Origin of the sequence: Paenibacillus sp. FSL F4-0125, assembly GCF_038008565.1 — a bacterium.
Taxonomy (GTDB): Bacteria; Bacillota; Bacilli; order Paenibacillales; family Paenibacillaceae; genus Paenibacillus_AQ.
The window spans coordinates 1283571-1298094 of the sequence record NZ_JBBOZJ010000001.1 but is presented as its reverse complement, the minus strand read 5'-3'; the positions used below and the strand labels follow the sequence as shown (position 1 = coordinate 1298094).

Here is a 14524-nt window from a genome sequence, read left to right as displayed (position 1 = left end):
AATAGGCTGTTATTTCAAATAAATAAATGATGTTCTTAAAAAGGAGGGTTATCATGACAGATATCTCATTAAAGCCGGATGGCTTCGATGAGCAGAAGCTTTTTGTGCTGCCCGATTTCATGATGAATGAATTACATGAGAATCCGTTAACAAATTCCTTCTATGTGAGTGACATTGGCTGCTTCCCAAGAGCGAAGTTTCATTATCGAGAGCGTCCACAAGGATGTGACTCGCATATTCTGATGTATTGCGTAGAGGGTGTAGGGTGGATGGAGAGTCATCACAATAAGCTGATTCAAATAAAAGAACGGCAATTAGCTGTCATTCCTGCCGGAACTCCCCATCGATATGGTGCTTCAGATTTGAACCCCTGGACGATCTACTGGATGCATCTAAAAGGAACACATGCCGCTGCGTTGATTCAAACTTATGCCATGGATATAGAGCCGCTAACCTTTACACTGAACCTTCATAGCCAATGGATCGAAGATTTCGAGCAATGTTATGCGCTGCTATCGGATAAGCCTTATGCCATGCGTAATCATATCTATGTGTCTCAGTGCATTCGTCATCTGATCAGCCACGTGGGATTGAGCACCATGAACTCTGAGCAAGATAAAAAGAACGAACGTTATCTTGAGCAAGCCATTCGCTATATGACGGATCGAATCAACAGCTCTATTTCACTCCCGGATGTAGCAAAGCATATAGGATTATCGAAACAGCATCTAATTTATCTATTTAATCAAGAAACCGGGGTCCCCCCGATTGAATTCTATCTGCGCCTCAAAATGCAGCGAGCCGGTCAACTGCTAGCATTAACCGATCTACATATTAAAGAAATCGCTAGTGCTATCGGGATGCAGGACCCCTACTACTTTTCTAGATTGTTCAAAAAAATAATGGGATGCTCGCCGACTCAATATCGAAGCATCCCAAAAGGGTAACAAGAAAAGCCACACGACCGCTGCACCTGGTAAACCAGTACAGTGGAGTGTGGCTTATATTTTTATTGTAGAGGTTCTAATTAAAACTACGGTTGGAAACCCAGGAGCCTTGCAGTTTACGAAGCATAATAATTTGTCCGGTGTGGTATGAATCATGCAAAATAAGACTCATTACCTCTTCCCCTGGAGCATGACCCGAACCGCCCCAATCATATGCACCTTCTTCCAACGCCTCAATGATTTCTCTAAGCGCAGCATGTACGTCCTTCAGGTCTGCAACGGCCTTCGCCCATGCTTCTTCCCCTTCCGTTGTTACAGTGAAGGTATCATCATTGCTTTCAGCATCAGGTTGTTTGGGCAACCCTTTTAACTTTCGCAGCAAACGCACCTTATAATATGTTAGATGGTTAACCGTCTCCCAGATGGAATTGACTGTACTCCCCTCTGGCTTCCAAAGTGCCTGTTTACTGTCCACACCTTCCAGTGCATCGCTTAACGGCGGAGCCCAATCCTCGATATCCATGCAATAATCCCAATTTTGCAGCAGAACCTCACTGATTTTATTTTGCATGTTAACCTCCTAATACTAACTGAATTATGTAACTACTTAAATCATCATATAGTGGTTACACAAAAAATGTAGCACATTTCCATCGCTCAATCAAGTAACTAGCTAATCTTATTTTTAACTGTTACAATGATTTGTAATCAGCGTTGAATCGGAAAGGATGAACAGACCGTGTTGTGGGAGGATTTCATTAACAGTTACTGGCGCGATTGGCGTACAGGGGATAAGAATAAGGATAGGGACAAGCTCGATGAAGAGGAGTGGGTTTCTAAATGGCTGAAGAAGCATGCTCTATTAGCAACACAGATGCCGAATGACATAGAACTGGCACAGCTTAAAGAGCTTCGCTCACTGCTATGGAAGTGGGTACAGACCATTGTACAAGGGGAATCAGTGTATGGAGAAATGCTGGAGCAGCTCAATCCTTATATGCACAAGGGCCCTGTTACGCGGCGAATGGTATGGGAAAGTGATGGGCAAGCGGCGATAAAGCTGTTGCCACTCCATAGCGGTTGGGAGCAGGTGATGGCGGAGATAGCGGCGTCTTTTGCCGAGGCATTGCTTGAAAAAGAGCCCGCAAGATTCCGCATCTGCGAGAATCCCGCTTGCCTCTGGGTATATTACGATGATACCCGCAACCGTTCTAAGCGGTACTGCGATGACAAAGCCTGCGGCAACCTCATGAAGGTGCGACGTTTCCGCGCACGGAAGAAGGCTGAGTCTGAGGGGGAATGAACGAGGCGAGGATTGTCATCTCCACCCTCTTTCACTTCAAATTTCAGGTTGTAATCCAACCCATTGTTAAATCCCCCTCGTGATGACTTTCAATAATAATTCCTTTATCCAAATTTATAATCCATGTATCAAATCCAACAGCAATAACATCATTGAAGTTTTTTATAATATTATCTAAATTAGTTTCTACTATCGGAAGACTGAATTCATTCCACACCACAAAGTAGTTGTCTCTCAATAAAATAGGTTCCATGTCTTTCAGTTCTTCCGGCTTCTTTAAGGATCTCTTTTGATCAATAGATTCCCAATCAATCCGCGCCCACTGTGTGAAATTAACCATTTTCTCCATCAAAGATACAATTTCAGACGACTTTTCTGAACTATAAATTCTTGTATTAGGACCTAAAGCTTCGATACACTCACTGTATAGAGATTCTGATGGGACTTCTATTTTTATTCTTTTTTTCAATTGCTCCAAACGAAATAACCGTGCTTGTTTATCGTTCACACTCTCCCAACCTTTAAACCACCATATTTTTAGCAAAAAAATATTAATAAATAATCTTTCTTCTCTGTATAGCTTTTGCTCAGAACTAAATTGAATCCGTGAAATAAATGTATTTCATACACTTATTCCGTATGCAAAAGGGATTATCGTGACTTTAATTGTATTCTATACACTTAAAAACTAATGAATTCACCCAAAGAGTCATAAATCACGCAAATAGATGCACGAAATACAGTTATATCCTTTGGCAAGTCATTCTTAGGATTTTAGTTGTAGAAAATACAGTTAAAAGCCCTTATATTTTGTCGGCTCAGTCTCCCACAACCCCAATCTCCCTCCACCCTATCATGATCTCTTCGACGATCTCATCTCCAATCTTCATTTCCTTCGTCGCTACAGATTGCCCACCCACGCTGTGGTAGAAATGAATCGCAGGATTGCCCACCAGCACCCAAGTCATGAATGAGCTATAATTTTTCTCCAATAAGTTCTGTGCTACGCTTCTTATGAGCCGCTTCCCAAGACCTTTTCCTTGGTGTTCCTTGAGCAAATAAAGTGCGTAAAGCTCCGCATCGTAGAGATCTGGCTCTCTTCGCGCCCCTCCATTTGCAAAGCCAATGATCATCCCAGCCTCATCTTCAGCCACATACATAACCTCGTCTTTATTGGGATTTTCAAAATTGCGAATCCAGCGCTTACTTCTAGCTTCCACTGTGATTGCATCAAGAAACTCATCTGATAGTAGTCCTTTATACGTGGTTTTCCAACTCATAGCGTGAACGAAAGCGATCCCGTCTATATCACTAGCTGTTGCTTTTCTGATCTTCATTTTATCTCACCCCTGCAGCGCCTTTCGCACGCTTAATATATATTTCGCTTGATCCAGTGGGTTCACACCCCGGCGGGTGCGCTCTGCGGATACATCTGAAGGACATTCTTCATAGCCGGCAAAAAAAGAAGTGAACGTGCTGCGCCCCTTTGTGTAAGAGCTTAAGCTGACGGGATAATCGAGCGACGTTGCCAGCGGCAAACGCCCTTCGATGATCATCCGGTCGCCTTGCAGCACAGGTAGATCGAACGTGCCGCGCATCTGAACCAGATCGTTCATCACACGGCCGCCATTCTCCTCAGGAACTACGATGCGAACCTGAAGAATCGGCTCCAGCAGCTTAGTACCTACCCGCGCGAGTCCATCCATAATCCCCATAGGAGTCGCTACGGCAAAATCCAGCGGATGGGTATGCCACACATGATGCTGTCCCTCAATCAAGGTCACTTTCAGATCGGTAACCTCCCAGCCGTACAAGCCCTGCTGCAACGCTTCCGGCACACGGCGTGCGGTCTCGCTCTGATATTGCGGCAGCAAATCAGAACTCCGAACTACCGAATCGTAGACTAATCCACTACCTGGGGGACCTGGCTCAATCAGAAACCGCAGAATTGCCCAGCATGGCTTCGGCATTGTATAAGCGATAAAGCCTTCCCCAGCAGAGGCTGGTGTTTCTTTATAAATGACAGAAGGCTGACCAAAGGTAACCTGGAGGCCATAGCGCTCCTCTAGAACACTGTTCAGAATCTCCAGCTGAATAGGTCCCATTACTTTGATATGCAGCTCCCGTTCGTCCTGCAGCCACTGTGCATCCAAAAGCGGATCTTCATCCGCCAGCTCCTGCAGCGCTCCGATAACCTTATGATCATCCATATCGGTTTCCCAGAATACGCGCACTGTTAACAGCGGAACAGCCAGCTTCGCTTCCTCCGGAATCGCCCCCGGATGACCGAGTACGTCTCCAATACGCACCCCTGAAAGACCATAGATTACAGCGATATCCCCCGCTTCAAGCGCTCCGACATCCTCAGTACGGCCGCCTTCGACCTTACGGATCTGGGTCACTTTCCCCTGAATATCCTGTGTGTTATTCATCACTGTATCGCGGTTACGGATTGTTCCTTCGTAAAGGCGGACAAACGCCATTCGTCCCATACTTTTATCACGTTGAATATTGTATACGATCCCTGATACCGGACCCTCAGCATTTCCACCCGCACGAGGAAAATACTCAATCATCGCGTCCAGCAATGCCGTAATGCCAAGCCCCTTGGCGGCAACACCATAAACCATTGGGAAGTAGCGTCCAGATGCGGTAGCCGTCTTCATTGCTTTTTTCCAAGCTGAAAGATCAATCGAACTACCTGACATATACGCCTCTAACAGGTCTTCATCCCGCTCAGCCAATGCCTCCAACAGCTCAGTCTGTGCCGCAGGATCAGCCTCGCTCCCCCACAAATCTATTGCCCCAATGTACTCCTGCTCTTTGCCCACCGGTTGCTGCACTGGAATGATATCACTAGATAAATAGTTTCTCGCCTCTGCCAGTACTGCTTCAGGATCAGCACCTACCCGGTCCATTTTGTTCACAAAAATAAGCGTCGGAATCCCCAGCTTCCGCAGCGCATTCCAGATCATCTCACTTTGAGCCTGAACACCCTCTACCGCAGACAAAATAAGCACCGCACAATCCATCACCCGCAAAGACCGTTCAACCTCTGACAGAAAATCTACGTGCCCCGGTGTATCGACGAGATTGATCTGCACACCTTCCCAAGTAAAAGAAGCCAATGCCGCCCGTACCGATATTCCGCGTTGCCGCTCCACATCCATAGAATCTGTTAATGCTGTCCCACTATCAACACTGCCAAGTGCACGAATGCGACCACTTTCATATAAAATATGCTCCGTAGTTGTTGTCTTCCCGGCATCCACATGGGCAAATATCCCCACATTAATCCGTTCTGCCCCTTGCTGCTGAATCATCTATAGTTCCCCTATCATGAGCTAGATTGATCTAAATTCATATTTTTTACATCCTTACATTCCATAGTAATATATCCACCCCTGTTGTTCCACCCTGCAGTTCAATTGGTTAGATTCAGCTATGTCGGGTATGTAATTACTAACTAAGAAATCTAACGCCAAGGAGGAAATTCATCATGACAGATCAACGTTTACAGGATAAAGTTGCAGTGGTTACAGGCGCTGGTTCTGGTATTGGAAAAGCTACAGCCATACGGTTTGCCCAGCACGGCGCTAAGGTATACATGCTTGACCGCACACCTGAGGACTCCTACGAAACTAAACGTGAGATTGAATCTATTGGAGGAACAGCAACAGTAATTGAATGCGATGTCTCCAATCCAGTTCTAGTCGAAGAAAGTATTCGCAAGGTTGGGGAGGCGGCCGAGAAGATTGATATTATTTTTGCCAATGCCGGAATTAATGGTACATGGTCTCCTATCGAAACACTGGAAATCGATGATTGGGACAAGACACTGGATACGAACCTACGCAGCACCTTTGCCACAGTAAAATATGCCATCCCCCATATGAAAGAACATGGCGGCAGCATCATTATCACCAGCTCCATTAACGGCAATCGAGTATTCTCGAACATCGGCGCTTCCGCTTACTCATCTTCCAAGGCAGGACAAGTTGCTTTTATGAAAATGGCGGCACTAGAGCTGGCGCAATACGGCATTCGCGTGAATGCAATCTGCCCAGGATCAATCGATACACAAATTGGAGATAATACGTATAAAAGCGATGATCTTCAAGAAGTGAAGATTCCTGTGGAATTTCCGGAAGGCAATCATCCGCTGGAAAATGCACCGGGTAAGCCTGAGCAGGTTGCCAATCTGGTATTGTTTCTCGCATCGGATGAATCTTTTCATGTGACAGGAACTGAGATTTATGTAGATGGTGCCGAGTCGCTCCTGCGCGGATAACGTTTTATTTGAATCGTGATAATATTTAATACATTCACTGCAACATTTTGGTCTATTCTACCATCTAAGAGTATGGAGGTGACGCATAATGAAGAAATCATTATTCATAAATAATGCTAAAAAAATGACTATAGCCTGCGGTATTTTGGCAGCGAGTATGTCTTTTGGGGCATCCGCTTTTGCTTTTTCAGATTTGAAGGGTGATCCTGCAGAAGCAAAAATCAACTCTTTGCACAAAGAGGGGATTATAAACGGAGTAGATAAAGATAAGTTTGCGCCTAAAACTAAAGTAAGCTTTGCACAAGGGATACAGTTCATCGTAGGCGGCTTGAATCTAAAGCCCGTATCAGGTAGCAGCTCTTCTAAAGCCAGCGACTATTTTGATAAGGTAAGCGACAAAGCCTGGTATGCTTCAGCATTTGTGATCGCCAAGCAAAATGGCCTTTCACTCGACCGGACAGTGGACCCTAGCGGAACCATCACCCGCGCTCAGTTCGCTCACTTATTGACGCAAGCGCTGCAAAGTAAAGGTAATTTTCCTGTTACGCTGATGTATATTGACATTAAGGATGGCGATAAACTCTCTACTGAGGTTATAAACAGCCTCCAGATCCTGTTGAATACACATATTGCCACACTCGATAAGAACGGTAATTTCCGGCCAAATGATGCCATCACCCGCTCAGAAGCAGCCGCTCTGACCTATGATGCTGCCGCTTTTGCTAAACGCGTAATTGTGTCTAATGGAAGCCCTGCTACTCCTGCCTACGAGACTGAGGTTACACTAACCAAAGCCGGTGAAGGGGTAAATAAGGCTACGCTGACCGTTAATAATCTACCTCATCCTGGGTATGGACTTGTGATTGAGCGAATTGAATTTGGCAAAGACAAAACCGCTGTGATTTACTTTAATGTGACTGCTCCTGATCCAGGAAAAATGTACGCACAAGTGATTTCAAAAGCATCTGTTGTCACTTATCTGCCAGAGGGCTATAAAGCGATCGCTAAATCGGTATCCGGATCTACATCTTATTCTTCTAGTGCTACGCAATAAAAGCTCCGGACTCGATTCGAAGCAAATGAAGGTGCCCCAAAAGCCGTGAAATGGCTACTGAGGCACCTTCGTTTTTTGAGGTCTTTCCCATGTTCTAAACCCGTCGTCATCTAGACCCCTAAGCTAGGGCGTCCATTGATCATGAATTATACCTACCAGTGCATGATCCTCTCCAATCTTCTCAAAAACTAGACGCAGGCTGCGCCAGTCCATCCCTTCCACTGAAGGATCGATGCCCTCAATATGATATTCAACGAAATCATATTGATCCTTTGGATACACTTCGTTTAAATTATTAATCATTGTGCCCTGACCCAGCCCCTTGTTCACAGCAGTCTCGGCCAACTGAATGAAGTCCGCATCATAAACAAACCGCTTGTAGTAATCTGCGAAAGTCAGCTCGATGAAATCACCAGAGCCAGCAAATGTTCTCCACACTCTTTTGGTGGAATCATTCATTAATTTCTCTACTTCATCCTGGGTGAATACAAGATCATATTTTGTATCCACGTATGCATATGGAGAGAAGCGCAGCCCTTTCTCCCGATGTACCCATGCGGCCAGTTGCTTCATATCCTTATTCCTAATGGCGTTCATAACCGTAGACGCAGCTTCCTCAACTAATGGCGGCAATCCCTCTAGATCCTGCGGCTGCTCAGTGCTTGATGGCTCCGTCTGCTGTGGTAGTTCCGTCTCCTGTGGTGGTTCCGTCGTAGCCAAGGGTTGTGCCGTCTGTGACTGCTCTGGTGTCTGCTTCGGCTCCGTACCCGCTTCTGGAGTTCCGTTACATGCAGTAAGCCATAACATAGCTGCTATCAGCGCCAGCCCACCGATATTTTTTGCAAAGTACATAAGATTCCTCCTCACCTTTTAATCATTTCTTACTTAGACTGATTTGAACAAATGAAGGTTGCAAGCTTATACTAAAACTATCAATCAACTCTTGAATGACGGAGGGGTTACTATCAATTTATCAGAGAAACTAAAGAGCCTTCCTCTGACTCCCGGCGTGTATCTCATGAAGGATGGTCTCGGCCATATTATATATGTTGGTAAGGCGAAACAGTTGAAACGGAGAGTAAAATCTTATTTTCAAAACTCGAAGTCTCATTCCCCAAAGGTAAAACAGCTCGTTCGACATATTAAAGATTTGGATATTATCCTTACCGATACCGAATTTGAAGCTTTTATGCTGGAGTGCAAATTAATTAAAGAAATAAAGCCCATGTACAATCGAAAAATGAAAAATCCACAGGCTTATACGTATATCGTAATAGGAACGGATGATAAAATGCGTTCGTTAGAGATTACCTATGACCCTGCTGTTCAGGAAGGAAATCAGATTTGGGGTCCCTACACGAGCAGAAGTACTGTGGAGCGCGCCGTACAAGGTATCAAGGAAAGCTCAAGAATCCTTTGCAGCAATCCTAGCTTCAAAAATTCCTTATGCCTAAACCATTCGCTTGGCTTATGCATAGGGATGTGTGCAGGCGGAGAAGCCGCAGATCAATATAATACAATCATTGATAGCGTCATAGCCCTACTAAACGGAACGGATGCCAGCCTTCTTGAACAGATGGAACAACAGATGACTGAGGCCGCAGAGCAATATGACTTCGAAACCGCCGCCAAATACAGGGATTATATTGGAGCCAACCGCTTCCTCATTCACAAAGAGAAGGTTATCGAATTCGCTGCAGAGAATCAGAATATCGCGATCCTTGAGGCCATGGATGAACAGACGCTTAAACTCCTATTGCTCAAGGGTAACCGCATCCTGATGCATACTAAACTCGAATATGATCAACCCGATATCACCCACCTGCAAGCCGTTATAACATCAGCGATTATGGACGCTTTCCGCGGTGAACTTAACCAGGCCCCGGCAGCAATCAGCCGCCATGAAATTGACGAAGCACAAATTATATACAGCTATTTAAAAAGCAGCTCCTGCAGCTATATCATCGTGCAAGAGGATTGGCTTACAGCCGAAAGTCCTTCCCGTCTAGACACTGCGGTGGACGAGCTGCTCCGGATCTTTTTAAATGCTGCTCCAACCCATTCGTATAATTACTAATTCTAGGTATGGGTCGTGACTACGACAAAGACGGGCGCTATCGCTCCTACAGTTCCTTTTATACTAGTTAACGACTGCCTGCCTTTGCAGGCTTCGTTTTTCGGTTTCGGTTCAACAATCTTTTATAGCGTTTCTGGGTGTATAGCACTTCGCCCGCCTCCATTACCGATTGCTTTGTCTCAGTTACAACCAGCTTAGTTTCCTCTACGCATTCCTTCATACGATTGATCTCCGATTGGAGTCCCTCAGATCTACCCTTCGCCTGCTCCAATGTGGCTTGAATGTTTACCTTCATCTCATCTATAGGTTCTTTCAACTCCTCTACCGATTTCTTAACTCCGTCAATGGACTGCTTTAGTCCATTCACACTATTCATTAATTCCTTCAATGGATTTCCCACGTCTATCTCCTCCTAGTAATAAGCCTATATTTCAACTGTTACTCTAAACTTACCCAAAGAGAGCAGGTCCTTCACTCCTTAAACAACAAAGAAGGCTTCTTCAACCCCAGTACGGAGCGGAAGAAACCTGTTCTGAAGCTTGGGCTTGCATATCCCTCAACTATATCTACTCAAGCCTTCATCCAAAAGATTAACTGCAAAGGTTAATTGCTCTTCAGTTACAATAAGCGGGGGATGCCAAGTGATACAGTTCCCTCCAGCCAATTTAAAAGAAAGACCCTTCTCCAGGCAATAATACAGGACTCGCTCTGCTAATTCCTCATTCTTCTCTTTAGTCTCTCTGGACTTCACAAGTTCAATAGAGATCAGTAGTCCAGCAATACGGACATCTCCGATGTTATCATGTTTAGCCCACAGAGCCTCAAGTTTTTCTCTTACAAATTCAGACCTGCTGATACATTGTTCCTGCAGATTTAAGTCATCGACATAATCGATAGTGGCACAGATCGCCGCACTTCCTAACGCCGGCTTCTCATGGGTATAGTGACCCAAAGAAATATCCGCCGCACAATCATATTGCGTTCTGGTAAGCACCGCCGCCTGCGGGATCACTCCTCCACCTAACCCTTTTCCGAGGACGAGAATATCCGGTTCGATATCAAAATGCTGATGAACATAGAATCTTCCACTCCGCATCAACGCGGTTGGAATCTCATCAAAAATGAGCAAAATCCCATATTCATCACATATTTTTCTTAATCTTGTGAAATAGGATGTTGGCGGGATATGCGTATCCGTCGCCCGAATAGGCTCAAGTAAGATCGCCCCGATCTCTCCTTCATGTTGAATCATATACTCCAAATAGTCGAGGCAGAAGGTAGCAACTGCTTCATGCGAATAACTTCTCAGCAGGTTGCGGTATCCGTTAAAAGGAATGGCTTTTAGCATCCCTGGCATTTGCGGGCCCATATCCTTTTTAAACACATATTCTCCGCCCACAGCGATCGTATCCAGCCCCGCACCATGAAAGGACTCCCACATGGAGATGACCTTATGTTTTCCCGTCCATTTGCGAGCAACCTTAAGAGCCAGACCTACAGCTGCACTTCCAGAAGGAGTGAACAACACCTTGTAGTCCTTTGAGGTCGTTTTGTTGATTAAAGCTTCTGCAGCTTGAACCGCAATATCTGCCGTAAATCTTCTTGGAATGAACGGTAGCTCGTCGAGCTGTTTTTTCACAGCTTCAGTTACGTAAGGATTCTTATAGCCAATCTGATGAATGCTATTTCCATGAAAATCAAGATATTTGCTTCCATTCACATCTGTGATATAACATCCCTCAGCATCTACGATACTGTTCAAGCACGGCGTAGACATGGATTGTCGCATATACGCACGCTCGTCCGCTTCGATCCTATCTATACTCACAGCGCTTAACTGAGTCATCCACTCTGTCCGTAAGGGGCTAAAGTTGATGTCACCTTCTCTTTTTAGCTCATGATTATCTCGCATAAGGTCTGATTCCTTGAGAAATCAGGACATTTATTCGCCCAATCAGCTGCGGCAGCTCACTCATCGATTGAATCGTGAAGTCTGCGCCATTTTGTATAAAAGAGGTCTGTGTCGCAGAGATCACCGTTTCCTTCTCCACGTCTGGAAGTGTATTAAATTCCTCCTGGCTTAATCCCATTTCAGAACTTCCAATGATTACACCTACGGACCAGACGCCTGCATTAACACCTTCTAGAATGTCTGAAATCGTATCACCTACCTTAACAACCTTCCATGCTGCCGATAACTTTAAGGCTTCCATATTATGATAAATCATATAGGGGTAAGGTCTTCCCAGTGAATGCGTTCCATCTGGTGTGATTACATAATCCGGTTGATAGCCCTTCCCAGCGGCATTCGGAATGACAACATCCATCATGGACTCTGTATATCCAGTGGTTGAACCAATCTTTAATCCTTGGCTTCTGAGCACTTGGACGGTCTCAATAACCTCCGGAATCGGATCTGTATATTCGGATAAGGAGGCCATCAAGGCCGGCTCGAATTCAGCATACAGGTTCTCTACATCCTGTTCAGTAAAAGCTCTGCCATACCTTTCTTCCCACAAGGCACCTACTCTTGGCATAGATAACATCGCACGGATATGATCTATTTTCAGCATCCCCATAGGAGCTCTTGCTTCCTGCATCGTAACTTCAATCCCAGCTTCCCGAAAAATATCAAGGAACACATTCACCGGTGCAAAGCAGCCAAAATCAACTGTTGTTCCTGCCCAATCCAGAATTACGCCTTCGATTTGATTCATTGTGTCATTCCTCCCATGTATGCTTCGATAATATTACATAAGTTCTGAATATCTTCTTCATAAATCTCACCAATATTCCCAATCCGGAAGGTATCATGCTCCGTTAATTTGCCTGGGTAAAGGACGTATCCCTTTTCTTTCACATATTCATAGAAATCTTCAAAGCTGAATGTCTCGTTCGGAAAAAGAAAGGTAGTGATAATAGGAGATTGCTTCTCGTCTGTGATATACGCCTCTATTCCTATTCTCGCAAGTCTTTCTCTCAGTACGCGGTTATTATTCTGGTATCTTGCTGCCCTTGCAGGAATGCCGCCTTCTTCGATCAGTTCTTCAATCGCTTTTGAAAAAGCAGCTACTACATGGGTCGGAGACGTATAGCGCCATTTCCCATCCGCGTCCATTGCCTTCCATTGATCGTATAGATCAAGTGATAAACTACGTGCATTTCCTTTACAGGTGAGTAGTTTATTCAGTTTTGCAATGACAAAACCAAACCCCGGAACACCCTGAATACATTTATTAGCGCTGCTGATTAAATAGTCAATTCCAAGCCCAGGTACATCGATCTCTATTCCGCCAAAACTGCTCATCGCATCGATAATTAATGTTTTATCGTAGGCTTTTGCCAGTTGTGAGATCATTTCAAGCGGATTAAGAATCCCTGTCGTCGTCTCGCAATGTACCATCGCAATGTGCGTAATGGCTGGATCTTTTTCAAGAATCTCTCTAATCTCTGCCTCTTGCGGGAATTCATTATATGGATCGCTATGTGCATGATAACGAAGTCCGATATACTCCGCCATTTGCACGATACGTTCCCCGTAGGCACCATTTGTAATAATCAGAAGCTTATCATCGGCAGAAATTGCCGTAGTTAGTACGGATTCTACTGCAAAAGTACCGCTGCCTTGCATAAGAACAGCAGTGTACTCTTCGTTTGTGGCCCCCGCTAAATCTAGTAAGCTTGATCTGATCTGTTGTGTAATATTCTTATAATCCTGGTCCCAAGTACAACGGTCAAAGAGCATTTGCTCTTTGACCGTGTTAGTAGTTGTCAATGGACCGGGTGTCAGTAATTTATAGTTGTTCATGGCCCTTCACTCCTTCTAATCTTATTTATTTTCTTTAAAGAATTGTTGATGTTGCTCCAACAATTCCACAGTCAACGGCTTAACAAATTTCATACTGTGTGCAGGTTTATGGATATCACTAACCGTTTCATCTTTATAAAGAGCTACTGGGTAATTTGTAATTAAGTCTTTTCTAGCATCTTTAATAATCGTTTCTGCCATTTTCATAGCCAGTTCTGTCGTTGCATCGTCTTTTTTCACCACGGCTACGGATTCTGTAAGCGAGAAGTTACCTTCCGTTGGATCTACATAATCAATCGGTGCGCCTTCTTCTTTAGCTAGTACTGCCTGATGACGAAGTCCAAAGCCTGCAGCTACTTCTCCTGCTTTTACCTTTTTAATCGGACCGGAACCGGAGCTTTCCAGATGTGGGCCTACATTAGCAACTAAATCATGCAGAACCGTTTTGCCTTCTTCCTCACCGTATTGCGAAATAATCGCCTGAACTAACAACCAGCCTGTCGAAGAATCCATAATGTTCGGAACAGATACCAAGCCTTTAAATTCTGGTTTCGTTAAATCCTTAATGGACGTTGGCATCGCTAGTCCTTTATCTTTAAGAACCGCTGTGTTAACAAAAATAGCACCGGTATTCGCCAAGATCGGCGTATAGTAGGCTGGATAGGAATCTAGCGCGTTCGTCGTAAACGATAGGTCTTTGAACATGCTGTGTTTCTCTTGCGCACTTTCTACAAAATAAGAGCTCATCGTGATCAGGTTAGCCTCAATTTTGTCTCCCTCAGCCATCAGCTTTCCACCCAGCTCAGAAGTACCCAAGGATTGAAAGAGATATTGCCCTTCGTACCCCGCACCTTTTAGCGCAGTCTCCATAGAAGCCACAGCTTCTTCATCCGCATTGGTCAAAATCACTACTTTACTCGCATCACCCGATGCTTTATTTCCACAACCTGCTAATGTAAACACCAAACTCAAAGCCACGATAGACAACATAATTCCCTTGATTCCCTTGATTCTCTTAGACATAATTTCTCCCTCACTTTAACT

At 44.7% G+C, this 14524-nt stretch carries 15 protein-coding genes; 5 read left to right on the top strand and 10 right to left on the bottom strand.

Annotated elements, in window-relative coordinates; genetic code table 11:
* Positions 1 to 53: 53 nt before the first annotated feature.
* Complete coding sequence (locus NST74_RS05710; RefSeq protein ID WP_341110900.1) at positions 54 to 947, top strand: AraC family transcriptional regulator; 894 nt, start codon at positions 54 to 56, stop codon at positions 945 to 947.
* A 76-nt stretch (positions 948 to 1023) separates the two neighbouring features.
* Here NST74_RS05710 and NST74_RS05705 read toward each other — a convergent pair whose 3' ends face one another.
* Positions 1024 to 1518 carry a DinB family protein gene (locus tag NST74_RS05705; RefSeq protein WP_188114522.1) on the bottom strand — a complete coding sequence of 165 codons (495 nt, stop codon included), beginning with the start codon at positions 1516 to 1518 and terminating at the stop codon, positions 1024 to 1026.
* Positions 1519 to 1686: 168 nt separating this feature from the next.
* Between NST74_RS05705 and NST74_RS05700 the strand changes: the two genes are divergently transcribed.
* A complete protein-coding gene (locus NST74_RS05700) occupies positions 1687 to 2250 on the top strand; it encodes a CGNR zinc finger domain-containing protein (protein ID WP_341110899.1) in 564 nt (187 codons plus the stop codon).
* A gap of 43 nt (positions 2251 to 2293) precedes the next feature.
* Here the strand turns inward: NST74_RS05700 and NST74_RS05695 are convergent, their stop codons facing one another.
* From NST74_RS05695 to NST74_RS05685, 3 genes are all read right to left on the bottom strand, one after another.
* A complete protein-coding gene (locus tag NST74_RS05695; RefSeq protein ID WP_341110898.1) occupies positions 2294 to 2758 on the bottom strand; it encodes a CDI toxin immunity protein in 465 nt (154 codons plus the stop codon).
* Between the two features lie 310 nt (positions 2759 to 3068).
* Positions 3069 to 3587, bottom strand: coding sequence for a GNAT family N-acetyltransferase (locus tag NST74_RS05690; protein WP_341110897.1), 519 nt, complete (start codon positions 3585 to 3587; stop codon positions 3069 to 3071).
* 6 nt (positions 3588 to 3593) lie between these two features.
* The gene (locus NST74_RS05685; RefSeq protein WP_341110896.1) at positions 3594 to 5573 is read right to left on the bottom strand and encodes a translation factor GTPase family protein; all 1980 of its coding nucleotides are present in this window, start codon (positions 5571 to 5573) and stop codon (positions 3594 to 3596) included.
* A gap of 176 nt (positions 5574 to 5749) precedes the next feature.
* Between NST74_RS05685 and NST74_RS05680 the strand changes: the two genes are divergently transcribed.
* Both NST74_RS05680 and NST74_RS05675 read left to right on the top strand, forming a co-directional pair.
* Positions 5750 to 6541: an SDR family oxidoreductase gene (locus tag NST74_RS05680; RefSeq protein ID WP_341110894.1), complete on the top strand. Its 792-nt coding sequence runs from the start codon at positions 5750 to 5752 to the stop codon at positions 6539 to 6541.
* Between the two features lie 88 nt (positions 6542 to 6629).
* Positions 6630 to 7595 carry an S-layer homology domain-containing protein gene (locus NST74_RS05675; protein ID WP_341110893.1) on the top strand — a complete coding sequence of 322 codons (966 nt, stop codon included), beginning with the start codon at positions 6630 to 6632 and terminating at the stop codon, positions 7593 to 7595.
* Positions 7596 to 7718: 123 nt separating this feature from the next.
* Here NST74_RS05675 and NST74_RS05670 read toward each other — a convergent pair whose 3' ends face one another.
* The gene (locus NST74_RS05670; protein ID WP_341110892.1) at positions 7719 to 8447 is read right to left on the bottom strand and encodes a hypothetical protein; all 729 of its coding nucleotides are present in this window, start codon (positions 8445 to 8447) and stop codon (positions 7719 to 7721) included.
* Positions 8448 to 8538: 91 nt separating this feature from the next.
* Here NST74_RS05670 and NST74_RS05665 point away from each other — a divergent pair, with 91 nt between their 5' ends.
* A complete protein-coding gene (locus tag NST74_RS05665; RefSeq protein WP_341110891.1) occupies positions 8539 to 9672 on the top strand; it encodes a UvrB/UvrC motif-containing protein in 1134 nt (377 codons plus the stop codon).
* A 67-nt stretch (positions 9673 to 9739) separates the two neighbouring features.
* On the opposite strand, the gene NST74_RS05660 is transcribed toward NST74_RS05665, so the two are convergent.
* The 5 genes from NST74_RS05660 to NST74_RS05640 all read right to left on the bottom strand — a co-directional run bounded on the left by NST74_RS05660 (position 9740) and on the right by NST74_RS05640 (position 14503).
* Complete coding sequence (locus NST74_RS05660; protein ID WP_341110889.1) at positions 9740 to 10072, bottom strand: hypothetical protein; 333 nt, start codon at positions 10070 to 10072, stop codon at positions 9740 to 9742.
* A gap of 156 nt (positions 10073 to 10228) precedes the next feature.
* The gene (gene pbfA / locus NST74_RS05655) at positions 10229 to 11584 is read right to left on the bottom strand and encodes a (R)-1-hydroxy-2-aminoethylphosphonate ammonia-lyase (protein ID WP_341110888.1); all 1356 of its coding nucleotides are present in this window, start codon (positions 11582 to 11584) and stop codon (positions 10229 to 10231) included.
* Positions 11574 to 12389, bottom strand: coding sequence for a phosphonoacetaldehyde hydrolase (phnX, locus tag NST74_RS05650; RefSeq protein WP_341110887.1), 816 nt, complete (start codon positions 12387 to 12389; stop codon positions 11574 to 11576). Before phnX ends, pbfA begins: the two co-directional genes overlap by 11 nt.
* Positions 12386 to 13480 carry a 2-aminoethylphosphonate--pyruvate transaminase gene (phnW, locus tag NST74_RS05645; RefSeq protein WP_341110885.1) on the bottom strand — a complete coding sequence of 365 codons (1095 nt, stop codon included), beginning with the start codon at positions 13478 to 13480 and terminating at the stop codon, positions 12386 to 12388. Before phnW ends, phnX begins: the two co-directional genes overlap by 4 nt.
* 21 nt (positions 13481 to 13501) lie before the next feature.
* Positions 13502 to 14503 (bottom strand): extracellular solute-binding protein, encoded by a 1002-nt coding sequence (locus NST74_RS05640; protein WP_341110884.1) that lies wholly within the window; start codon positions 14501 to 14503, stop codon positions 13502 to 13504.
* Positions 14504 to 14524 lie beyond the last annotated feature (21 nt).

Bases quoted from the DNA above. Each gene is read 5' to 3' on its own strand.
- NST74_RS05705 (WP_188114522.1), bottom strand. From the start codon at position 1,518: ATGCAAAATAAAATCAGTGAGGTTCTGCTGCAAAATTGGGATTATTGC.
- NST74_RS05680 (WP_341110894.1), top strand. From the start codon at position 5,750: ATGACAGATCAACGTTTACAGGATAAAGTTGCAGTGGTTACAGGCGCT.
- pbfA (WP_341110888.1), bottom strand. From the start codon at position 11,584: ATGCGAGATAATCATGAGCTAAAAAGAGAAGGTGACATCAACTTTAGC.
- NST74_RS05670 (WP_341110892.1), bottom strand. From the start codon at position 8,447: ATGTACTTTGCAAAAAATATCGGTGGGCTGGCGCTGATAGCAGCTATG.
- phnW (WP_341110885.1), bottom strand. From the start codon at position 13,480: ATGAACAACTATAAATTACTGACACCCGGTCCATTGACAACTACTAAC.
- NST74_RS05640 (WP_341110884.1), bottom strand. From the start codon at position 14,503: ATGTCTAAGAGAATCAAGGGAATCAAGGGAATTATGTTGTCTATCGTG.
- NST74_RS05685 (WP_341110896.1), bottom strand. From the start codon at position 5,573: ATGATTCAGCAGCAAGGGGCAGAACGGATTAATGTGGGGATATTTGCC.
- NST74_RS05710 (WP_341110900.1), top strand. From the start codon at position 54: ATGACAGATATCTCATTAAAGCCGGATGGCTTCGATGAGCAGAAGCTT.
- NST74_RS05690 (WP_341110897.1), bottom strand. From the start codon at position 3,587: ATGAAGATCAGAAAAGCAACAGCTAGTGATATAGACGGGATCGCTTTC.
- phnX (WP_341110887.1), bottom strand. From the start codon at position 12,389: ATGAATCAAATCGAAGGCGTAATTCTGGATTGGGCAGGAACAACAGTT.
- NST74_RS05675 (WP_341110893.1), top strand. From the start codon at position 6,630: ATGAAGAAATCATTATTCATAAATAATGCTAAAAAAATGACTATAGCC.